Annotated in this window: 21 protein-coding genes; 10 read left to right on the top strand and 11 right to left on the bottom strand. The window is 57.1% G+C overall.

The window, feature by feature from the left end:
* Positions 1–66: 66 nt before the first annotated feature.
* Entirely contained in the window at positions 67–1,269 is a 1,203-nt protein-coding gene (locus tag RTU33_RS09275; RefSeq protein ID WP_312626838.1) for an MFS transporter, read from the bottom strand.
* Between the two features lie 232 nt (positions 1,270–1,501).
* Positions 1,502–2,212, bottom strand: a complete 711-nt coding sequence (locus tag RTU33_RS09270) for an autotransporter domain-containing protein (protein ID WP_312626837.1) — start codon at positions 2,210–2,212, stop codon at positions 1,502–1,504.
* A gap of 144 nt (positions 2,213–2,356) precedes the next feature.
* On the opposite strand from RTU33_RS09270, the gene tag reads away from it, so the two are divergent.
* Together tag and RTU33_RS09260 are read left to right on the top strand one after the other, a co-directional pair.
* A complete protein-coding gene (tag, locus tag RTU33_RS09265; protein WP_312626836.1) occupies positions 2,357–2,938 on the top strand; it encodes a DNA-3-methyladenine glycosylase I in 582 nt (193 codons plus the stop codon).
* Positions 2,916–3,356, top strand: coding sequence for an N-acetyltransferase (locus tag RTU33_RS09260; protein ID WP_312626956.1), 441 nt, complete (start codon positions 2,916–2,918; stop codon positions 3,354–3,356). The genes tag and RTU33_RS09260 overlap by 23 nt, the downstream gene beginning before the upstream one ends.
* Here RTU33_RS09260 and RTU33_RS09255 read toward each other — a convergent pair.
* Positions 3,325–5,658, bottom strand: coding sequence for a molybdopterin guanine dinucleotide-containing S/N-oxide reductase (locus RTU33_RS09255; RefSeq protein WP_312626835.1), 2,334 nt, complete (start codon positions 5,656–5,658; stop codon positions 3,325–3,327). The genes RTU33_RS09260 and RTU33_RS09255 overlap by 32 nt on opposite strands.
* Before the next feature lie 168 nt (positions 5,659–5,826).
* Here RTU33_RS09255 and RTU33_RS09250 point away from each other — a divergent pair, with 168 nt between their 5' ends.
* The 6 genes from RTU33_RS09250 to ghrB all read left to right on the top strand — a co-directional run bounded on the left by RTU33_RS09250 (position 5,827) and on the right by ghrB (position 11,800).
* Positions 5,827–6,489 (top strand): OmpA family lipoprotein, encoded by a 663-nt coding sequence (locus RTU33_RS09250; RefSeq protein WP_312626834.1) that lies wholly within the window; start codon positions 5,827–5,829, stop codon positions 6,487–6,489.
* Between the two features lie 127 nt (positions 6,490–6,616).
* Entirely contained in the window at positions 6,617–7,633 is a 1,017-nt protein-coding gene (locus RTU33_RS09245) for a LacI family DNA-binding transcriptional regulator (protein WP_312626833.1), read from the top strand.
* A 109-nt stretch (positions 7,634–7,742) separates the two neighbouring features.
* Positions 7,743–8,489: a sugar phosphate isomerase/epimerase gene (locus tag RTU33_RS09240; RefSeq protein WP_312626832.1), complete on the top strand. Its 747-nt coding sequence runs from the start codon at positions 7,743–7,745 to the stop codon at positions 8,487–8,489.
* A gap of 2 nt (positions 8,490–8,491) precedes the next feature.
* Complete coding sequence (locus RTU33_RS09235; RefSeq protein WP_312626831.1) at positions 8,492–9,433, top strand: sugar kinase; 942 nt, start codon at positions 8,492–8,494, stop codon at positions 9,431–9,433.
* 92 nt (positions 9,434–9,525) lie between these two features.
* Positions 9,526–10,806: an MFS transporter gene (locus RTU33_RS09230; RefSeq protein ID WP_312626830.1), complete on the top strand. Its 1,281-nt coding sequence runs from the start codon at positions 9,526–9,528 to the stop codon at positions 10,804–10,806.
* Positions 10,807–10,828: 22 nt separating this feature from the next.
* Positions 10,829–11,800 (top strand): glyoxylate/hydroxypyruvate reductase GhrB, encoded by a 972-nt coding sequence (gene ghrB / locus RTU33_RS09225; protein ID WP_312626828.1) that lies wholly within the window; start codon positions 10,829–10,831, stop codon positions 11,798–11,800.
* 100 nt (positions 11,801–11,900) lie between these two features.
* On the opposite strand, the gene RTU33_RS09220 is transcribed toward ghrB, so the two are convergent.
* The gene (locus tag RTU33_RS09220; RefSeq protein WP_312626827.1) at positions 11,901–12,611 is read right to left on the bottom strand and encodes a DUF3053 domain-containing protein; all 711 of its coding nucleotides are present in this window, start codon (positions 12,609–12,611) and stop codon (positions 11,901–11,903) included.
* A 588-nt stretch (positions 12,612–13,199) separates the two neighbouring features.
* Here RTU33_RS09220 and RTU33_RS09215 point away from each other — a divergent pair.
* Entirely contained in the window at positions 13,200–13,487 is a 288-nt protein-coding gene (locus RTU33_RS09215; protein ID WP_312626826.1) for an HTH-type transcriptional regulator, read from the top strand.
* Positions 13,488–13,564: 77 nt separating this feature from the next.
* On the opposite strand, the gene RTU33_RS09210 is transcribed toward RTU33_RS09215, so the two are convergent.
* The 5 genes from RTU33_RS09210 to RTU33_RS09190 form a co-directional block, all read right to left on the bottom strand.
* A complete protein-coding gene (locus tag RTU33_RS09210; protein WP_312626825.1) occupies positions 13,565–13,873 on the bottom strand; it encodes a CcdB family protein in 309 nt (102 codons plus the stop codon).
* Positions 13,874–13,875: 2 nt separating this feature from the next.
* Positions 13,876–14,115 (bottom strand): type II toxin-antitoxin system CcdA family antitoxin, encoded by a 240-nt coding sequence (locus RTU33_RS09205; protein ID WP_312626824.1) that lies wholly within the window; start codon positions 14,113–14,115, stop codon positions 13,876–13,878.
* A gap of 259 nt (positions 14,116–14,374) precedes the next feature.
* On the bottom strand, positions 14,375–16,444 hold the full coding sequence (glyS, locus tag RTU33_RS09200) for a glycine--tRNA ligase subunit beta (RefSeq protein ID WP_312626823.1): 2,070 nt from the start codon (positions 16,442–16,444) through the stop codon (positions 14,375–14,377).
* 9 nt (positions 16,445–16,453) lie between these two features.
* Positions 16,454–17,365, bottom strand: coding sequence for a glycine--tRNA ligase subunit alpha (gene glyQ / locus RTU33_RS09195; protein ID WP_004126458.1), 912 nt, complete (start codon positions 17,363–17,365; stop codon positions 16,454–16,456).
* A 147-nt stretch (positions 17,366–17,512) separates the two neighbouring features.
* On the bottom strand, positions 17,513–17,815 hold the full coding sequence (locus tag RTU33_RS09190) for a YsaB family lipoprotein (protein WP_312626822.1): 303 nt from the start codon (positions 17,813–17,815) through the stop codon (positions 17,513–17,515).
* 185 nt (positions 17,816–18,000) lie between these two features.
* Between RTU33_RS09190 and RTU33_RS09185 the strand changes: the two genes are divergently transcribed.
* A complete protein-coding gene (locus RTU33_RS09185) occupies positions 18,001–18,996 on the top strand; it encodes an acyltransferase (protein ID WP_312626821.1) in 996 nt (331 codons plus the stop codon).
* Here RTU33_RS09185 and RTU33_RS09180 read toward each other — a convergent pair.
* The gene (locus RTU33_RS09180) at positions 18,952–19,908 is read right to left on the bottom strand and encodes a helix-turn-helix domain-containing protein (protein WP_312626820.1); all 957 of its coding nucleotides are present in this window, start codon (positions 19,906–19,908) and stop codon (positions 18,952–18,954) included. The two genes, RTU33_RS09185 and RTU33_RS09180, sit on opposite strands and share 45 nt — an antisense overlap.
* Positions 19,905–20,444, bottom strand: a complete 540-nt coding sequence (locus RTU33_RS09175; RefSeq protein WP_312626819.1) for an isochorismatase family protein — start codon at positions 20,442–20,444, stop codon at positions 19,905–19,907. The genes RTU33_RS09180 and RTU33_RS09175 overlap by 4 nt, the downstream gene beginning before the upstream one ends.
* Positions 20,445–20,506 lie beyond the last annotated feature (62 nt).

Below are 20,506 nucleotides of genomic sequence, written 5' to 3'. Positions count from 1 at the left end.
AATAATTGCCCCCCGAGGGAAGATTTATTCCGTGAATGTATTACTCGCGGATAAAAAGCGGTGAAATCAGGCGTGCGCCTCCTGCAGCGTCTCACGGTTTGGCTGACGAATGGTGCTGGACAGCGCCAGAGACAGAATCAGCAGCGCGAAGATCACGCAGAACGTCACGTAGAACCCACCGAACAGCGACGCGATGATGGAACCACAGATGCTGCCAATCCCGAAACCGAGATAAATCACGCCATAGTTTTTTGCCAGATTGTTCAGACCGAAGAATTCGCTGACCAGCGACGGGAACACGGTAATGGTGCCGCCAAAGTTAAACGCCACGCAGGCAATCGCGGCAAAGAAGCTCACGGCATTCAGCGGAGCGAACAGCAGCGCCGCCATACCCACCAGCGAAATCACCTGACCAATTGTAATCACACGAATGCGGGCGATTTTATCGGAAAGAATACCGAGCACCAGACGGCCGCTCAGGTTAGCGATGGAAATCACCGTCACCGCATTTGCCGCGGTCATCACGTCGAGATGGACCATGCTCTGCGCAATGTCTTTCGCCACGCCAATCACGTACAGGCCGCTCATGCAGGCAGTCAGGAACATTACCGCCAGCATCCAGTACTGCGGTTTACGCATCGACTGTGCCAGCGTGAAGTCGTTATCTACTACGCCGTTATGGGTTTTCACTTCCTGCAGCGGGGCGTCTTTCATCAGCGTCGCGCCGAAGACAATCATCACCAGCACAATTGCGCCCCAGATCATAAAGGTCTTCTCAAGACCAACGCTTGCCAGCAGTTGGCTGTCGATAAACTTGAAGCCGAGGCTACCGAGGCCATAGGCGCCGATGGAGAACGCCGAAATCAGCCCTTTGCGCTCCGGGAACCACTTCACACAGTTGGAGAGCGTCAGCAGATACCCTGCTCCGTCCGCCAGCCCCACCAGCACACCGGCGCTCAGCCACAGCATCATCAGGTTATTGGCATGGGCGGTGAGGAAGAAACCGACGCCAAGTAGAATGCCGGACGCCATGGTCACACGCTTCACGCCAAATCGTTCCTGTAACTTACCGGCCACGGAGGACGAAATCGCCAGACCCAGGCTCAGCAGACCGAAGGAAAACGCCACCTGGCTTACCGGTTCATCCAGCTTGGTGGACAGCGCGCCGTTAAACAGGCTCCAGGTATAAACTGACCCCAGCGCAAACTGGGTGATGATGGTCCCGATCAGCGTCAGCCAGCGGGTAGAAGGACGGATTGCAGCGTTCATCGCAGAGTTGCCTTATGAAGATTAACTGCTGCTTAAAATAACGAAGTGCACTTCATGGCAGGTTAAAAAAGGCATGAATTGCCGCCAGCGCGGAATGAAATGCACTGAATGCAGAATGAATGACATTGCCGAAAAGAAAAAAGTACGAACGTGAGCGGTCACTATCACGCTAAAGCGCGTCATAATTGTAATAAGATGGGAATAAAAGTGTGCTAAAAGCGTTTATGAAATGTTAGAAACGAGCGCTGACGCCCATAACGTAGAGATAGTTGGCGCTGACGCTCATGTTATCCGCCTGAGATAAGGCAGCATAGGCTGCAACGTTCTGATTTAAAAGCATATCGGCCCCAACCGTAACGTCAACCCAGTTGCCGTCCTGCGTGGAAGTAGGCGTCCGGTTCAGGCCCGATTGCGACTTCCACTGGTTCTCGCCAAACTGCTGGTTGTAGCTAATTTGCGCCCAGGGATGCACGCCCCACAGCGGCTGCGAGTCAAAGCGCCAGCCGAGCGTGCTGATGCTGGCGTGCCACATCGGATCGGTCAGCGCCGTGGTGCTGGTATCGCTGTCGCCAAATTCATTCCAGACAGAAGTCGCCGAGCCGTCATAATGCCAGCTTGCTACCGGGCCGGTGGTGAACATCGCGCTTAAGGGAATATTCCAGCCCACGCTTAACGTGCGCGTGGCGTCCAGCGGAGTCTCATCAGGATGATTCACGGCAACGCCAGGCTGCATTTGCGCGGCGCTGATGCGTTCCGCGAGAATGTCGTCATAACGCGGTTGGTGATCGCTATCCCAGGTATAGCGTTCAGGCGTATTACTTTGCGGGTCAGAAACGATATATTCCTGTTGCCAGGCGCATGCCGATGTCACAAAAGACATCCACACAAAAACAGAAGCCGGGTAGACACAACCCCGAAAGCCATTGCAATTCTTAACGATCATTTTTGCGACTCCGAAAGAGCCGAACCCGGCATTGTTGTTATGATTTTTTTCGCAACTGCGTATTACTAAATATTGCCATTTTATTTCTGTCGTCAAGGCAGGTTGTACATTTCTTCAGAGACATCAAAAAAGTGGGAGAATCAGATGGAACGTTGCGGTTGGGTAAGTACAGACCCGCTTTACATGGCTTACCACGATAGCGAATGGGGCGTAGCTCAGAGGGATAACCAAAAGCTGTTTGAAATGATCTGCCTTGAAGGCCAGCAGGCCGGGCTTTCGTGGATAACGGTGCTGAAAAAGCGTGAAAACTACCGCGAAGCATTCCACCACTTTGATCCGGTAAAAGTCGCCGCTATGGACGAAGCCGACGTAGAGAAACTGGTGCTCAACGCGGGTATCATTCGCCACCGCGGGAAAATTCAGGCCATTATCGGCAACGCCCGCGCTTATCTGGCGATGCAGGCCAACGGCGAAGACTTCGCGGATTTCGTCTGGTCGTTTGTCGATAACCACGCGCAGGTGAGCCATGCCGCCAGCCTCGCTGAAATCCCCACCAGCACGCCCGCCTCGGATGCGCTGTCGAAGGCGCTGAAAAAGCGCGGCTTCAAATTTGTCGGCACCACGATTTGCTACTCCTTTATGCAGGCCTGCGGACTGGTCAACGACCATATTACCGGCTGCTTCTGCTATCCCGGAGGCGATGATGATCCGCAAATGGCAAAATAACGATCGCACGCCTTTGCTGGCGCTGTGGCTCGAAAGCACCATCTATGCCCATCCGTTTATTGAAGAAAGCTACTGGCATGACAGCGAACCGCTGGTACGCGATGTCTATTTCCCCGCCGCGCACACGTGGGTCTGGGAAGAGGAAGGCAACGTGAAAGGCTTCATCAGCGTGATGGATCAGCGCTTTATCGGGGCGCTGTTTGTCGCCCCGGACAGCATCGGGCGCGGCATCGGCCGGGCGCTGCTCGCGTTTATCTGCGACCGCTACCCGGATTTAAGCCTTGAGGTGTACCAGAAGAACAGCCGGGCAGTGAATTTCTACCATGCGCAGGGCTTTCGTATTGAAGACAGCGCATGGCAGGATGACACTCAGCAGCCGACCTGGCTTATGCGCTGGCAGGCGGATCGAATGCCGTAAGCGGAAGCCACGGCCCGTGGTATTTCTCCAGCCACACCAGCGCCGTATTCCCCGCACAGCCGTTCCCCAGCTTCGAGCTGGGGATGTCTTTGGTCAGCACGTTCACCGCGCCGTTTTTGCAGATGCCACCGGCCTCACGATCCAGATCCGGCCACGCGCCTTCGTGCAGGCAAATCACGCCCGGTCGGATCCCCCCGGACACCACCGCTCCGGCCAGCACCTGCCCGCGTGAGTTCCAGACGCGCACCAGATCGCCATCGCTGATGCCGCGCGCCCTGGCGTCTTCAGGATTTAACGTCAAAGGCTCGCGCCCCGCCACGGCATACTTCTCACGCAGGGAGGTGTGATTGAGCTGGCTGTGCAAACGGTGCGCCGGATGTGCAGACAACAGCTGAAGCTGGCCGGGCTGCGCATTGCCGTGCCACTCGTCAGGCTCAAGCCACGTCGGGTGCCCCGGACAGTCGGCATAGCCGAATCCGGCGATGCGCTGCGAATAGATTTCAATCCTGCCGCTGTCTGTTTTCAGCGGGTTGGCCTGAGGATCCTTGCGGAAGGCCGCGAAGCGGATGAACTGCGCGTTCTGTTCGCTCTCCGGCATTTCAATAAGCGCATTCGCTTCCCAGAATTCACGGAACGGCGGCAGCGTCACCTGTTGGCTGGCACCGCGCTGTCCGGCTATCTCATAGAAGGTCTCTAACCATTCGAGATCGCTTTTCCCTTCGGTAAAACGTTCGTGGCCGCCCGCTTCCCAGCGCTCGCTGAGTTCGGCAAACACCTCTAAATCATCCCGCGCCTCGTCGCGCGGTGGCACCACGCGCTTCATCGGCACCAGATGCTGGTTGCTGTAGTCGCCGGTCATGGTCAAATCATTGCGCTCGAACGAGGTCGTCGCCGGTAAAACGATATCCGCATGGCGCGCGGCCGCGGTCCAGAAGCATTCGGAAATGACCACCAGCTCCGGTTTTTGCCAGGCGCGAATCAGGCGGTTGGTATCCTGATGATGGGTAAAGTTGGCCCCGCCGCACCACCAAACGAAACGAATATCCGGGAAATGGCGGTCCATGCCGTTGTGCTGGTAGGGCACACCCGGGTTTTCCAGCGCTTCCACAATGCGCGCCACCGGGATTTTATCGACGGCATCCGTTCCGCCTTTCACGCAGCCCTGCATTGAGGCCAGCACCGCCGCACGACGCGTCGGGTTGCCGCCGTTGGCAAAGTGGTACGAAAGCCCAAAACCACCTCCCGGCGTGCCGATTTGCCCGAGCATCGCCGCCAGCGTGACCAGCATCCAGTGCTTTTGCTCACCAAACTGCTGGCGCTGCATGCCCCAGCCGGACATCAGCATGGTGGTATTTTCATGGAACAGCTTCGCCAGTTCGCGGATTTTGGCCGCCTTTACGCCGCAAACTTCTGCCGCCCACTCGGCGGTTTTCGCCACGCCGTCGCGCTCACCCATCAGGTAAAGCGCAAACTGTTCATAGCCCGTAGTGCAGCGTTCCAGGAACGCCGTATCGTGCCAGCCGTTTTCCACCAGCGTATGCGCTATTCCGAGCATCAGCGCCACGTCGGTGCCCATATGCGGGGCAATCCACTCCACCGACTCCCCGAAGAAATCGACGGTTTCCGATCGCATCGGATCGATGCAGATCAGCCGCTTGCCGCTGCGTCGCAGCCTGGCGAAGAAGGTAATGCCCTGCTCATCGGAGGCGTTCCAGGCAATCTTAAGCGTGTTTAGCGGATTGGCGCTCCACAGCACCACCACGTCGGTATGTTCCAGAATCATCGGCCAGCTGGTCTGCTGCTGATAGACCTCATTGCCTCCAACGACGTAAGGCATAATCGCCTGCGCCGCCCCGGTGGAGTAATCCCCCAAATGCCCGGTATAGCCACCCGCCAGGCTCATATAGCGCTGCAGCAGCGTGGCGGCTTTGTGTAACACCCCGTTCGAACGCCAGCCGTAGGAGCCCGCGAAAATCGACGCCGGGCCGTAGGTTTCACGAATTCTTTTATGCTGCGTGTGGATCAGATCCAGGGCCTCATCCCAGCTCACACGAACAAACTCATCCTCTCCGCGCACGCCCTGCGGATTTTCTGGCGAGGCCAGAAATCCTTTGCGCACCATCGGGTAACGGACGCGCGTTTTACTGTGCACCTGATCCCGCACCACGCTTTGCAGGGAGTTTTCAAACGTGCCGGAAAGCGCGCCGCGCGAGGCCAGTACGGTGTCGCCGTCGGTGTCGACCAGCATCGGCCCCCAGTGGGCGGCGGTCAGAACGGTTTTTGTTGCGGATGAGTTGGCCAAAACAGGCTCCTGGTTTACGAATGCAGGTGTTGCGACGCCAATTTTTTCATCAGCGTTCCATTTATTTACATATTTCAGGATTGCTCCGGGAATTTTCCTCGCAATCCCGCGTCATAATCAACCGCCACGTTCGTCGTGGCAAAGAATAAAAAGGATTAAGGAAATAAGATGAAAAAACGCGTAATCGTGATTGCTGCTATGGTCAGCGGCGCACTGGCCCTTTCCGGCTGTACCACCAACCCTTATACCGGTGAGCGCGAAGCGGGCAAATCCGGTATTGGCGCAGGCATTGGCGCGCTGGCGGGTGCGGGTATCGGCATGCTGTCGTCGTCGAAGAAAGACCGCGGCAAAGGCGCGCTGATTGGTGCCGCAGCAGGTGCTGCCGTCGGCGGCGGCGCAGGGTATTACATGGATGTGCAGGAAGCGAAACTGCGCGAAAAAATGCAGGGCACCGGCGTCAGCGTCACCCGTAACGGCGACAACATCGTGCTGAATATGCCCAACAACGTCACCTTCGACAGCAGCAGCGCCAACCTGAAACCGGCGGGTGCCAACACGCTCACCGGCGTGGCAATGGTGCTCAAAGAGTATCAAAAGACGGCCGTCAACGTGGTCGGCTACACCGACAGCACCGGTAGCCAGGATCTGAACCTGCGCCTGTCTCAGCAGCGTGCAGACTCCGTTGCAAGCGCGTTGATCACTCAGGGCGTTGCGGCTAACCGCATCCGCACCAGCGGAATGGGCCCGGCGAATCCGATCGCCAGCAACGGCACGGCGGAAGGCAAAGCCCAGAACCGTCGCGTAGAGATTACGCTGAGTCCGTTACAGTAACCATTATGTCGGGCGGCGAGGCAATCGCCCCCGGCTTACGTTTCCCCCAGTTCCCCCCGGCATTAACCGCTTGCCATCGCCCATTTTCACGCTAAGGTGTTCACACATTCAGGCGAAGGAACCCCTCATGGCGAACAAGGCGCGAGCGACCATCAGCGACGTGGCAAAAGCAGCAAAAACGGGCAAAACCAGCGTGTCACGCTACCTCAACGGCGAAAAACATCTGCTGTCCGATGCCCTGCTGGCACGTATTGAAACCGCAATTGCCGCTCTCGATTACCGTCCGAGCCTGATGGCGCGCGGCCTGAAGCATGGCCGAACCCGGCTGATTGGTCTGATCATCGCCGATATTACCAACCCTTACTCCGTCAACGTGCTGAGCGGTATTGAAGCCGCCTGCCGCGAGCAGGGCTTTACGCCTCTGGTCTGCAACACCAATAACGAAGTTGACCAGGAGCGGCATTACCTCGACCTGCTGCGCAGCTACCAGGTGGAAGGGATCGTGGTGAACGCCGTGGGCATGCATGAAGAGGGGCTGAACCGCCTGCAACAGTCAGCGCTGCCGATGGTGCTCATCGACAGAAAAATTCCTGATTTCGCCTGCGACGTGGTGGGGCTGGATAACAACCAGGCCGCCACCACGGCTACCGAACACCTTGTTGAACAAGGATTTGAAGCACTGCTGTTCATCAGCGAACCGCTCGGAAGCGTCAACACGCGCAGGGAGCGCCTGGCCGCGTTTCGCGCCACGCTTGCCCGCTATCCGGGTATCAGAGCCGAGAATGTGGAAGTGCCGCTGAATGATGGCGCGCTGATTGATAACGCCCTGCGCCAGTTCCACGCCGCTCATCGCGGAATGCGTAAAGCCGTGATCTCCGCCAACGGCGCGCTGACGCTGCTGGTGGCGCGCTCCCTTAAACGTCTCGGCCTGCACTGGGGAAGCGACATCGGTCTGCTGGGCTTTGATGAGCTGGAGTGGGCTGAACTGGCGGGCGTCGGCATTACCACCCTCAAACAGCCGACCTGGAAAATTGGCCATGCCGCCGTAGAACAGGTGGTACGGCGGATCGAAGGCAGCAACGAACCGATCCGCGAGCAGGTATTCTCCGGCGAGCTGATCGTGCGCGGATCCACCCGCCGCTAATTCCCTTGTGATGGCGATCATAAAACAGCCAGCCCTGACTTTTCTTTGGAACCGGTTCCATCTAGCGTAGTAAAGAGAAACCCCGCTCAATACGCTTTGGAGTTACCGGATGACAAGAAAAATCATCGTCGTCACTGCCGCCTATGGCCATGACCGAATCAGGTCCCTGGGCGGGCAAGCCGCCGTGCTGCCCATTATTGCCGCGGCCGGTGCCGATGGCGTCGAAATCCGCCGTGAGCTGTTGAGCCCGCAGGATATTGACCGCCTGCCACCGCTGGCAACGGCAATAGCGCACCACAACCTGCTGGCCTGCTACTCCGCCCCAGAGGCGCTGTTTACCGATGACGGTAGCCTTAACCCCCGCCTTCCCGCTCTGCTTGATGAAGCCCACGCCCTGAACGCACTGTGGCTGAAGCTTTCACTCGGCCATTTCAGAAAGACAGACGAACTGACCTCATTGCGCACGCTGCTGGCCGAAAGCCCGGTGCCGCTGGTTATCGAGAATGACCAAAGCGAGTACGGCAGACTGGCACCGATGCAGCGCTTCCTGGCGGCGATTGACGAGCATAGCCTGCCCGTCAGGCTGACGTTTGATATGGGCAACTGGATATGGCTGGGTGAGTCGCCTGAACAGGCCTCTCGCCTGTTAGCTCCCGGTGTGGACTACGTGCATGTTAAAGCCGCTGAACCCCATCACGCCGGCTGGCGCGCTGGCGTGCCGGACCGCGATCCACGCTGGGCGGCGCTGCTCGACAGCCTGCCGGGCGACGTTCCACGCGGCATTGAGTTTCCGTTGGAAGGCGACGATTTAGTCGCCGTCACCCGTCACTATGTCCGCTGGCTGCGCGAGGAGTAACCATGAAACAGGCACTGGATGTCATCACCATCGGCGAGGCCATGGCAATGTTTGTCGCCCAGAACACCGGCGAGCTGCACCAGGTTGATCGCTTTATTAAACGCGTGGCCGGAGCTGAACTGAACGTGGCCATCGGCCTGGCACGCCTGGGGCTAAACGTCAGCTGGGTGAGCCGCGTCGGCACGGACAGCTTCGGACAGTTCGTGCTGGATTCGCTGCAACAGGAAGGAATCAACCGGGAGGGGGTAACGATGGATGAACGCTATCCGACCGGTTTCCAGCTCAAATCGAAAGCCGAAAATGGAACCGATCCCATTGTGGAATACTTCCGCAAAGGTTCGGCTGCCAGCCATCTCAGCCAGGAAGATTTTACCCTTTCACATTTCGCCCGTGCCCGCCATCTGCACCTTAGCGGCGTCGCCGCCGGTCTGTCAGACAGCGCTTATGCGCTGCTGGATCATGCCGCGAGCGAGATGAAACGGGAGGGGAAAACGATCTCCTTCGATCCTAACCTTCGTCCGGTGCTCTGGCGCAGTGAAAGCGAGATGCGCGAGAAGCTTAATCGGCTGGCCTGCAAAGCGGACTGGGTTCTGCCCGGTTTGAAAGAAGGCGCAATCCTCACCGGAGAACACACGCCGGAAGGGATTGCTGAGTTTTACCTGAGCCGCGGCGTGAAGGCAGTCATCATCAAAACCGGCGCTGACGGCGCATGGTATCAGAGCCAGAACGGCGAACGTGGTGCCGTAGCGGCGTTGAAAGTAGAGAACGTCGTCGATACCGTCGGCGCTGGCGATGGTTTTGCCGTCGGCGTCATCAGCGCACTGCTCGAAGGCAAAACGCTGCCGCAGGCCGTCACTCGCGGCAACAAAATTGGCTCGCTGGCAATTCAGGTACAGGGCGACAGCGAAGGCCTGCCCACCCGGGAAGCGCTCGGCGAGGCATAACCAGACTGCAATCTGGCCGTAAAACGAAAAAAAACGCTACCCTGTCCCCTACAAACGGCGGTGGCACCTACCTCAACAACAGAGGCTCGCATATGAACCGTTCAAGCCATGCAACGAAACGCTGGTTGTACATCATGCCTATCGTGTTTATCACCTACAGCCTGGCGTACCTCGACCGCGCAAACTTCAGTTTTGCCTCCGCCGCCGGCATCAACGACGATCTCGGCATCACCAAAGGCGTCTCCTCCCTGCTTGGGGCGCTGTTCTTCCTCGGCTACTTCTTCTTCCAGATCCCCGGTGCGGTGTACGCCGAACGCCGCAGCGTGCGCAAACTGATTTTCGTCTGCCTGATCTTATGGGGCGGCTGCGCCTCGCTGACCGGCATGGTCAGCAACATCCCGATGCTGGCCGCGATCCGCTTCATTCTGGGGATCGTCGAGGCCGCCGTGATGCCTGCGATGCTGATTTACATCAGCAACTGGTTTACCCGCTCGGAGCGCTCGCGAGCCAACACTTTCCTGATCCTCGGCAATCCCGTGACGGTGCTGTGGATGTCGGTGGTCTCCGGCTACCTGATTCAGTCCTTCGGCTGGCGTGAAATGTTTATCTTCGAGGGCATTCCGGCGGTGATTTGGGCCTTCTGCTGGTGGGTGCTGGTGAAGGACAAACCGACCCAGGTGGGCTGGCTGTCAGAGGCAGAGAAAACCGAACTACAGGCACAGCTTGACCGCGAGCAGCAGGGTATCAAAGCGGTACGTAACTATGGCGAGGCCTTCCGCTCGCGCAACGTGATTTTGCTGTGCATTCAATATTTCGCCTGGAGCATCGGGGTGTACGGGTTTGTGCTGTGGCTGCCGTCCATTATTCGCAGCGGCGGGGAAAACTTAGGCATGGTTGAAGTGGGCTGGCTCTCCGCCGTGCCTTATCTGGCGGCGACCGTTGCAATGATCCTCGCGTCCTGGGCGTCTGACAAACTGCAGAATCGTAAGCTGTTTGTCTGGCCGCTGCTGCTGATTGGCGGCCTCGCCTTCATTGGCTCCTGGGCCGTAGGGGCCGATCACTTCTGGATCTCTTACAGCCTGCTGGTGATTGCCGGTGCCGCCATGTATGCCCCGTACGGACCGTTCTTCGCCATTGTGCCGGAGATGCTGCCGCGCAACGTCGCCGGAGGTGCGATGGCGCTTATCAACAGCATGGGCGCACTGGGCTCCTTTTTCGGCTCGTGGTTTGTCGGCTATCTCAACGGCGCAACCGGCTCGCCGTCTGCCTCCTACATTTTTATGGGGGTAGCGCTTTTCGTCTCCGTGTGGCTGACTTTAATTGTTAAGCCTGCTAATAATCAAAAAATCCCCGTCGGCGCACGCCACGCCTGAACCCTTTAAAATGGAGAGAGAAATGAAACCATCCGTCATTCTCTACAAGTCATTACCTGACGATCTGCAAAACCGCCTTGAGGAAAACTTTACGGTTATCAGGGTTCCAAATCTCAGCATAGAGACCGTTAACCAGCATGCCGACGCGTTTAAAAACGCCGTGGGCCTGCTCGGCTCAAGCGAAAAAGTGGGGGCTGAGCTGCTGGAAAAAATGCCCGCGCTGCGCGCCACTTCCACCATTTCCGTGGGCTATGACAATTTCGATGTCGACGCGCTAAATGCCCACAAGGTCCTGCTGATGCACACGCCGACCGCGCTGACCGAAACCGTTGCCGACACGCTGATGGCGCTGATCCTGAGCAGCGCCCGCAGAGTTGTTGAAGTGGCCGAACGCGTCAAAGCAGGTGAGTGGACAAAGGGCATCGGCCCGGACTGGTTCGGTACTGACGTACACCATAAAACCATCGGCATCGTCGGCATGGGGCGTATTGGCCTGGCGCTGGCGCAGCGCGCGCATTTTGGCTTCGGCATGCCGGTGCTCTACAACGCCCGTCGCCAGCATAAAGAGGCTGAGGAACGTTTCAACGCTCGCCATTGCGACCTCGACACGCTGCTGCAGGAAGCGGATTTTGTCTGCTCGATTCTGCCGCTGACCGAAGAAACCCGTCACCTGTTCGGCACGAAGCAGTTCAGGCAGATGAAGCCAACGGCGATTTTCATCAACGCAGGCCGCGGCCCGGTGGTGGACGAACAAGCGCTGATCGGCGCGCTAAAAAACGGCGACATTCATGCCGCAGGGCTGGACGTATTCGAGCAGGAACCTCTGCCGGTCTCTTCAGAACTGCTGAAGCTGCCAAACGTAGTGGCGCTGCCGCATATCGGCTCTGCCACGCATGAAACACGTTATGCGATGGCAGAAACGGCGGTGGATAACCTGATTAATGCGCTGAACGGAAAAGTGGAGACGAACTGCGTCAATCCGCAGGTGCTTTAAGAGGGAATTGCCCGGCGGCACTGCGTTTGCCGGGCCTACGTGTAGGCCGGATAAGTTTGTCGGCCCGGTAAGCACAGCGCCACCGGGCACTAGCAGCACATTAACGCGTGGCGTTAACCGCCGCGGTCCAGGCCTGGTTAAACGCCTGATGCTGGGAAGCCAGCGGGCCAATCAGCGAGTTGTACTGGCTTGCCTGCTGCGAGGTCGGGAACTGAATACCGTTCGCCACAAAGCTCACCTGCGTGCCCTGCTGTGCGACAAAATCGCCCACCTGCACCAGCTGCTGGGTGAAGATCTGTGCGGCCGGGATCAGCGGCTGCATCGCAGTCGCAGGCTGGGTCACCACCTTGTTGTACACCTGGTCAAACACAGGTTTCAGATCGTCGCTCTGCTTCAGGGCAGAGTGTGCGGCATCGGCCTGCATTTTGGCGTTTTCAAGCTGCTGGCTCAGGACGCCGAGCGCACCGTTCGCCTGACGCAGCGGCTCACGCTGAGTCATGTAATCCTGCGGCACGCGGATGGCGTTCACGCTGTCGACAACCGGACGCAGACCCGCGTCCATCGCCTGGCTCACCTGCTGTGAATAGCCGTAGATCACCGCATAATCGGAGACAAACGGACCAAACTGCTTTTTCTGATCGGTGGTCAGCGTCGGCAGACGTTCCCCACTCCGCATCGCGGAATTTTGCAGGAAGTCGATAAACGCTTTGCGCTGATCGCCTTCTTTATCGAAACACCCACTCAGGCTAACTACCATCAATAACGCCACCACGGACGCAAACCAGCGAGAGCAGGACTTTCCTGTCGCCATTTTCATACTCCTTCAGCCAAAAAAGCGCAAACTGGCACACACGTGCCTGACGCTGACAAGGATAGTCGAGGTAAGCCTTACAGGATACTCTTTCCTGCATTCCTGGAGGGAAAAGTCACCGGCCTGTCATCATCGCGGAAAAGGTTAGTTATTTATTGCCTTCATCACAATTCATAAGATTTCTCTTCCTCGACATGCATTAGATAACGCCATGAATTAATGGCCGTTTATTCAGTACCATGGGTGTTTCTTCCCCACGCGGTACGATAATCGTACGCATCCCCCGACCAGCACGTTGTTGAACAACGCTCTACGACCAAAAGCAACGCAAAAACCTGATCGCGGGCACGGCACATCACGCCCGCCCTTTTGCGTTTTTTTACTGTCGATTTACAAAAAAAGTGCTGAACAACTTTCCCGTTTCTTTATCAGATAATTAGTTCTGGCGGACGTCTGGCTGAAACGCGTCAGGGAAAATATATCGCACGAATAATCACTCCCGTGACAACACCTCATCCTTTTTACTGACTACGCTTAATGAGCTTGCCAAAAATAACAATCTCATTAGGCCCTCCAGAGGAGTTCTCAATGGAATATAAAGATCCGATGTCTGAACTGCTGAGTAGTCTGGAAAACATTGTTTTTAAAGACGATTCACAACGTATTACCCTGACACAAAAGCCCACTGCCTTTACCGAGTTTGAGCAACTGCGTAAAGGCTCCGGTTTAAAGATTGATGATTTCGCCCGCGCAATGGGCGTCAGCGTGAGCATGGTGCAGGAGTGGGAATCAAGACGAGAAAAGCCGACGGCCTCCGAACTGATGCTGATGCGCTTAATTCAGGCGAATCTTGCCGGTAGTAAACAGCCCGTCTGAAAGCATTACCGCTTTATCAGCCCCCGCCAGTGCGGGGGTTTTTGTTTTCCGTCAGCAAATACGCTGGCAGGAATCGTTCAAAAATCATCAAAAACAAAATCCAGCGCATTTTTAATGTTCTGCCGCCAGGGGCGCGCATTCATCACTTGATCCCCAATCTGGGCCATCCGCACGCTGGCCATTTCATGGGTCATCACCAGATAGTCTGTCCCTTCAACGTTCAGAATGGGCGTTAAGCGCCGGACAGGCGGTGCGGTTAACCTGCTCGCCGGATACAGAGGGATCACGATGCGGGTGTTAAGTTCTTCAATGATGTCGCTTTGAACATCCAGCAAATAAGGGTAGGCCTGACGATTCCCGTTATTACGATAGACAACGTACTGCATCGCTAAAACGTCCTGAAATCATCGGACAGGAGCTCATGCTCATCGGAAATCCGGTTGAGCTCCTGCAGCCCGGCCCGATTTTCCTGTTTCCAGCGTTCATTCCCTGAGGCATCAATCGCCTGCTTCAACGCGTCAGTCAGCACCGCTGAGAGATTGAGTCCCGCATCGCGCGCCTGCTGAAGTAATCCAGGTTCAAGCGTGACGCTCACCGTTTTTTTATGTCGAACATGCACGACTGGCATACCGGCCCCCCTTATTACACGTGTAAACTGCACCTGTCATTATGAGCAAAATTTGCTCACATAACCATTCCACCGCAGTGAAAGGACAGTTGAGCAACAATGCCAGCTCATGCTAACACGCAGGCATACACAGTATGCTGTCGCCAGAGAGAATCTGCGTGGAGGCTCGTAAAAACACGAATATTCCCCCGCGTTGTCGTAAAACCCCAGTCATAAAAAAACCCGCCGAGTGGCGGGTTTCTGACATGCGGAAAACCAATTACTGAAGCAGCGAAATATCCGCAACCTGCAGGAACAGTTCACGCAGCTTAGTCAGCAGCGTCAGGCGGTTGATACGCACGTCTTTATCTTCGGCATTCACCATCACGTTCTCGAAGAACTCGTCCACCGGCTCACGCAGGGCGGCCAGCTCAACCAGCGCTTCCTGATAGCGGCCTTCGGCGAAGAACGGCTGCAGTTTATCGCGCAGGACAACCAGATGGGTCGCCAGCTTGATCTCTGCGGCTTCTTTCAGCACGGAGGCATGAACGGTATCGTTCAGCGTCTCTTCGGATTTTGCGAGAATGTTGGACACGCGCTTGTTGGCTGCCGCCAGCGCCGCCGCTTCTTCCAGCGTACGGAAGTGCGAAACCGCCTTCATGCGCGCATCGAAGTCTGCCGGGCGAGTCGGACGACGCGCCAGCACGGCCTGGATGGTATCGACGCTGAAGCCTTCGTCCTGATACCAGGCACGGAAGCGGCCCAGCATAAAGTCGATAACCTCATCCACAACCTTCGCGTTGGTCAGCTTGTCGCCGTACAGGCGCACCGCTTCTTCGGTCAGCGTCTGCAGATCGAGGTTCAGGTTCTTCTCAACGATGATACGCAGCACGCCAAGCGCGGCACGACGCAGCGCAAACGGGTCTTTGTCGCCTTTCGGATGCTGGCCAATGCCAAAGATGCCCGCGAGGGTATCCATCTTGTCGGCGATCGCGACAGCACACGCAACCGGGTTGGACGGCAGGTCATCACCGGCAAAGCGCGGCTGATACTGCTCGTTCAGCGCAACGGCCACGTCTTCGGCTTCGCCGTCGTGACGCGCATAGTGCATGCCCATGATGCCCTGAGTGTCGGTAAATTCGAACACCATGTTGGTCATCAGGTCGCACTTGGAGAGCAGGCCCGCGCGGGTTGCATGATTCACATCTGCGCCAATCTGCCCGGCAATCCAGCCCGCCAGGGCCTGAATGCGGTCAGTTTTGTCACGCAGGGTGCCGAGCTGTTGCTGGAACAGCACGGTTTGCAGGCGCGGCAGGTTGTCTTCCAGACGCTTTTTACGGTCGGTGTTGAAGAAGAACTCCGCATCCGCCAGACGTGGGCGAACCACTTTCTCGTTACCGGAGATAATCTGGATCGGATCTTTGGATTCGATGTTAGACACGAAGATGAAGTTTGGCAGCAGCTTGCCGTCGTTGCCGTAGACCGGGAAGTACTTCTGGTCACCTTTCATGGTGTAGACCAGCGCTTCCGCAGGCACCGCGAGGAATTTCTCTTCGAACTTCGCGGTCAGCACAACCGGCCATTCCACCAGCGAGGTCACTTCTTCCAGCAGGCTTTCGCTCAGATCGGCGTTGCCGCCGATTTTGCGTGCTGCGGCTTCAGCATCCGCTTTGATGGTGGCTTTACGCGCTTCGTAGTCAGCAATAACTTTGCCGCGCTCCAGCAGAATTTGCGGGTACTGATCGGCGTTATCGATGGTGAATTCCGGCTCGCCCATAAAGCGATGGCCGCGGATCACGCGATCGGAGTCGATGCCGAGAATCGTTGCCGGAACAACTTTATCGCCCAGCAGCAGGGTCACGGTGTGAACCGGACGCACGAACTGCACGTCGGACGCGCCCCAGCGCATCAGTTTCGGAATAGGCAGCTTCGCCAGCGACGTCGCTACCATGTTCGGCAGCAGCGCTTCTGCGCTTTCGCCTTTAACATGGGCGCGATACAGCAGCCATTCACCTTTGTCGGTTGCCATGCGCTCGGCCTGGTCTACGGTGATGCCGCAGCCGCGCGCCCAGCCTTCAGCCGCTTTGCTCGGTCTGCCTTCGGCATCAAACGCCGCAGAAACCGCCGGGCCGCGTTTTTCAACTTCGCGATCGGGCTGCGCCGCCGCAAGGCCAGCGACCTTCAGCGCCAGACGGCGAGGAGCAGCGAACCACTCAACGTTGCCGTGGGCAAGACCGGCGTTATCCAGCTCAGCAGTGAAGTTCGCAGCAAAGGATTCCGCCAGGCTGCGCAGGGCTTTTGGTGGCAGCTCTTCGGTGCCGATTTCCACCAGGAAAGTTTTTTCAGACATGGCCGCCTCTTATTTATTCTTGTTGCACATCGGGAAGCCAAGGGCTTCACGGGAAGCGTAATAGGCTTCTGCCACGGCTTTGGTCAGGGTGCGAATGCGCAGAATATAGCGCTGACGCTCGGTGACGGAGATGGCTTTACGCGCGTCCAGCAGGTTGAAGCTGTGCGCGGCCTTCAGAATACGCTCATAGGCAGGCAGCGGCAGCGGGTTTTCCAGCGCCAGCAGCTGCTGTGCTTCCTTCTCGTACTGCTCGAAGCAGGAGAACAGGAAGTCGACGTCGGCGTATTCGAAGTTATAGGTGGACTGCTCCACTTCGTTCTGATGGAACACGTCGCCGTAGGTGGTTTTACCCAGCGGGCCGTCGCTCCAGACGAGGTCGTAAACGCTGTCTACGCCCTGAATGTACATTGCCAGACGCTCCAGACCGTAGGTGATTTCGCCGGTCACCGGCTTACACTCCAGGCCGCCAACCTGCTGGAAGTAGGTGAACTGCGTCACTTCCATGCCGTTCAGCCACACTTCCCAGCCCAGACCCCAGGCGCCCAGCGTTGGGTTTTCCCAGTTATCTTCCACGAAGCGGATGTCGTGAATGGTCGGGTCCATACCCAGCTCTTTCAGGGATCCGAGGTACAGCTCCTGAATGTTGTCCGGCGATGGCTTAATCACCACCTGGAACTGATAGTAGTGCTGTAAACGGTTCGGGTTTTCGCCATAGCGACCATCGGTCGGGCGGCGGGACGGCTGCACGTAAGCAGTCGCCATCGGCTCCGGGCCGAGCGCGCGCAGACAGGTCATCGGATGGGAGGTGCCAGCGCCGACTTCCATGTCCAGTGGTTGAACAATGGTGCAGCCCTGACGAGCCCAGTAATCCTGTAAGGTCAGGATCAGGCCCTGGAAAGTCCTGGTATCAAACTTTTGCATATTTTTCGTGCTGGATACGTGTGGAATTAAGGAAGGGTCAAGTATACCCGCTGGCTGCGAGATATACAGTATGAATGACAGTTGTTGCAGGAAAATTGAGGGAATAGTGGGGAAATGCGGGGCATTTCCCTCCTGCATCCTCGCTGCTTAGCGCATCGAAAGGTGCAAAAATTGACCATCAGCATCAAAAGAGCAAACGAAGCTCTCATTCTTCGGCGTATAGCCTTTAAGCTCGTAGCTGCCCTGAAACTGCTCGAAGCCGGTGACATCAACCTTTTGTGCCCCAGTGTTATAGCGTTCTGCCGCTTTGTCTTTGCAAAGCTGTTCCATATTCAGCGAACGGGTCGAATCGATTTTCGCCCTTTGCGCTTTTTGCTCCGGCGCTTTTGGCGCGCTACACCCTGCAAGTAGCGCAGCCATCAGCAGCGCCAGGAAATACTTCATCATCATTTTTCGTTACGGCCTTATTCTTTGCCTGTTATTGTCACTTTTAAGACTAGAGTGTTTTTCTGACTCTGCATTCTGCGAATCCGTTCCCTGGTCGACAAGCCATCCGCGGTAAACTCAGATTTTTCCAGAGGGACAATGGCCGGACGCACCGGTCAGACTTTTTTTAGCACCGAACTGAGGAACCGATGTCAGGAAAGATTAGCTGGATTAACAACCTGCGAGGGATTGCCTGCCTGATGGTAGTGATGATCCACACCACCACCTGGTATGTCACCAACGCCCACAGCACCAGCCTGCTCAACTGGGATATCGCCAATCTGCTGAACTCCGCCTCCCGCGTCAGCGTGCCGCTCTTTTTCATGATTTCCGGCTACCTTTTTTTTGGTGAACGCAGCGCCGCACCGCGTCACTTCCTGCGTATCGGCCTGTGCCTGCTGTTTTACAGCGCCATCGCGCTGGCTTACATCCTGCTGTTCACCCACATCAACGCGGAGCTGTCACTGAAGCATCTGCTGCAAAAGCCCGTGTTCTATCATCTGTGGTTTTTCTTCGCAATTTTCGTGATTTACCTGCTTTCTCCCTTAATTCAGGTAAAAAGCGTCAACGGCTGGATGCTGATGGCATTGATGGTCATGCTCGGCGTGGTCGCTAACCCCAACACGGTGCCGGTGAAAACGGGCGGATTTGAATGGCTGCCGGTCAATTTATATATCGACGGCGACACGTTTTACTACGTGCTCTATGGCCTCTTAGGCCGTGCGCTGGGGATGATGAACACCGATAAAAAGCCGCTGACGCTGCTTTGTGCGGGCCTGTTTGTCGCATCGGTCTGGATTATTTCACGCGGTACGCTGCACGAACTGAAATGGCGTGGCAATTTCGCCGATACCTGGTATCTCTACGCCGGGCCGATGGTGTTTATTTGCGCCGTCACGTTATTCACCTTTGTGAAAAACATGCTGAACAGTCGCGAACTGCCCGGATTAAGCCTCATTTCGCAGCATTCTCTGGGGATTTACGGCTTCCATGCGCTGATCATCCACGCGCTGCGTTCAGGCGGCATTGAGCTGAAAAGCTGGCCGCTGCTCGATATCCTGTGGATTTTCTGCTCCACGGTGGCGGGCAGCCTGCTGCTCTCAATGCTGGTGCAGCGGATCGACGCTCGTCGGTTGGTGAGCTGACGCCCGGGAACGGGCGCGATGCAGCTGGCGTGCCGAGGTGAACCCTGCCGCCAGCGCCGCCTGTTCCATACCGCGCCCCTGCAACAGCTGCTGTTCAGCGAGCGCCAGCCGGAGCTGCTCCAGATAATCCCGCACGCTGATGCCCAGATGCTGCCTGAACAACCGCGTCAGATGGCGCGGCGTGACGTGCGCCTGCCCGGCAATGTCCACCAGCGGCCAGGCACGTTGTGGAGCAGCGGTTAATGCATCCTGTGCACGGTGAATGGCCGGATGCAGGTGGTTACGGTAGCGCAGCCAGGGCGAAAGCTGCGGGTCATCCCCGGAGCGACGAAACCACACCACCATCTCCCGCGCCACCGCCATTGCTCGTTCCGGGCCGTATAACCGGTTGATAAGATGCAGCGCCAGATCGATACCGGAGGTGATCCCGGCGCTGGTCCAGATGCCTTTATCCTCAATAAAAATGCGGTTCTCTTTAACGATCGCCCCTGGTGCCGCAGCCTTCAGGCGTGAAATCACATCATGATGGGTGGTGCACTGCACGCCGTGCAGCAGTCCGGCTTTCGCCGCCAGCAGCGAGCCGGAACAGACGCACATCAGCGCGATCTCCCGCGCATGCAGCTGCGGCTGCTGGCGCATCAGCCAACGGCGGGCCAGCTCTGCCTGCGGCGTGGAAAAGAAATGGTCTGAATCGCAGACGCCGGGCAGCACCAGCAGGCTGCCCGGCGGAAGACTGTCCGGCAGCGGCTGAATATTGCCCATCGTCATGCCGATGGAGGTGGGTACTTCCGCGTCTGGCCCAATGTAGTGCAGGCGAAACGCCTCCCCCGCCAGCACGAACGTTTCTGCCGGGCCGGTCATATCCAGCGACAGCACTCCGGGCAGCATCACGAACCAGACGTCAGTGGTCATAGCGATTCAAGCGTCTCCGCAACGGTTTTGGGGGTGGCAAAGCGCCCGGCCAGCACGGTTTCAGTGCGGTGGCGCAACGTTTCAACATCCAGCGTAACGCCTTTGTGGGTCATCGGGAAGGTCAGCGTCGCTTCGGTAACAAAGGTCACCTCGTAGCCCAGATCGGAAGCCACGCGCGTGGTGGTTTCACAGCACTGTTCAGTCCGCATACCGCAGATGACCAGATGATTGATGTCGCGGCTGCGCAGCCAGAAATCCAGCCCGGTATCGGTAAAAGCATTATGGACGTGTTTGTGGAAAACCACATCAGGCTGATGACGTAAAAAGGACATCGGCTTAACGAAACCACTCTCAAGCGAGAAGACACCCCGATCGTCAACGTGGAAGATATCCACAACGGGCACGTTACGCTGCTGACAGCCTGCAATCAGCGCCAGCATTGACGCCTGGAAGGCAGGAAAATCGGCGGTTTGCCAGAAGGCGCGATGCTCGAAGGACTGCTGGGTATCAATGTTAATTAATGCGGTGCGGGACATAGTCAGACTCCTGTTCGTGTCGGTGTAGAGCCATTGTGGACACGAACAGGCGGCCTGATAAG

Source organism: Scandinavium sp., from assembly GCF_032012665.1.
Lineage (GTDB): Bacteria > Pseudomonadota > Gammaproteobacteria > Enterobacterales > Enterobacteriaceae > Scandinavium.
This window is presented reverse-complemented; position numbering and strand designations above follow the sequence as displayed.

Bases quoted from the DNA above. Each gene is read 5' to 3' on its own strand.
- RTU33_RS09275 (WP_312626838.1), bottom strand. From the start codon at position 1,269: ATGAACGCTGCAATCCGTCCTTCTACCCGCTGGCTGACGCTGATCGGG.
- RTU33_RS09205 (WP_312626824.1), bottom strand. From the start codon at position 14,115: ATGCCAGTCGTGCATGTTCGACATAAAAAAACGGTGAGCGTCACGCTT.
- RTU33_RS09210 (WP_312626825.1), bottom strand. From the start codon at position 13,873: ATGCAGTACGTTGTCTATCGTAATAACGGGAATCGTCAGGCCTACCCT.
- RTU33_RS09190 (WP_312626822.1), bottom strand. From the start codon at position 17,815: ATGATGATGAAGTATTTCCTGGCGCTGCTGATGGCTGCGCTACTTGCA.
- ghrB (WP_312626828.1), top strand. From the start codon at position 10,829: ATGAAACCATCCGTCATTCTCTACAAGTCATTACCTGACGATCTGCAA.
- glyQ (WP_004126458.1), bottom strand. From the start codon at position 17,365: ATGCAAAAGTTTGATACCAGGACTTTCCAGGGCCTGATCCTGACCTTA.
- RTU33_RS09215 (WP_312626826.1), top strand. From the start codon at position 13,200: ATGGAATATAAAGATCCGATGTCTGAACTGCTGAGTAGTCTGGAAAAC.
- RTU33_RS09185 (WP_312626821.1), top strand. From the start codon at position 18,001: ATGTCAGGAAAGATTAGCTGGATTAACAACCTGCGAGGGATTGCCTGC.
- RTU33_RS09235 (WP_312626831.1), top strand. From the start codon at position 8,492: ATGAAACAGGCACTGGATGTCATCACCATCGGCGAGGCCATGGCAATG.
- RTU33_RS09250 (WP_312626834.1), top strand. From the start codon at position 5,827: ATGAAAAAACGCGTAATCGTGATTGCTGCTATGGTCAGCGGCGCACTG.
- RTU33_RS09245 (WP_312626833.1), top strand. From the start codon at position 6,617: ATGGCGAACAAGGCGCGAGCGACCATCAGCGACGTGGCAAAAGCAGCA.
- RTU33_RS09180 (WP_312626820.1), bottom strand. From the start codon at position 19,908: ATGACCACTGACGTCTGGTTCGTGATGCTGCCCGGAGTGCTGTCGCTG.
- tag (WP_312626836.1), top strand. From the start codon at position 2,357: ATGGAACGTTGCGGTTGGGTAAGTACAGACCCGCTTTACATGGCTTAC.
- RTU33_RS09260 (WP_312626956.1), top strand. From the start codon at position 2,916: ATGATCCGCAAATGGCAAAATAACGATCGCACGCCTTTGCTGGCGCTG.
- RTU33_RS09240 (WP_312626832.1), top strand. From the start codon at position 7,743: ATGACAAGAAAAATCATCGTCGTCACTGCCGCCTATGGCCATGACCGA.
- RTU33_RS09175 (WP_312626819.1), bottom strand. From the start codon at position 20,444: ATGTCCCGCACCGCATTAATTAACATTGATACCCAGCAGTCCTTCGAG.
- RTU33_RS09270 (WP_312626837.1), bottom strand. From the start codon at position 2,212: ATGATCGTTAAGAATTGCAATGGCTTTCGGGGTTGTGTCTACCCGGCT.
- RTU33_RS09220 (WP_312626827.1), bottom strand. From the start codon at position 12,611: ATGGCGACAGGAAAGTCCTGCTCTCGCTGGTTTGCGTCCGTGGTGGCG.
- glyS (WP_312626823.1), bottom strand. From the start codon at position 16,444: ATGTCTGAAAAAACTTTCCTGGTGGAAATCGGCACCGAAGAGCTGCCA.
- RTU33_RS09230 (WP_312626830.1), top strand. From the start codon at position 9,526: ATGAACCGTTCAAGCCATGCAACGAAACGCTGGTTGTACATCATGCCT.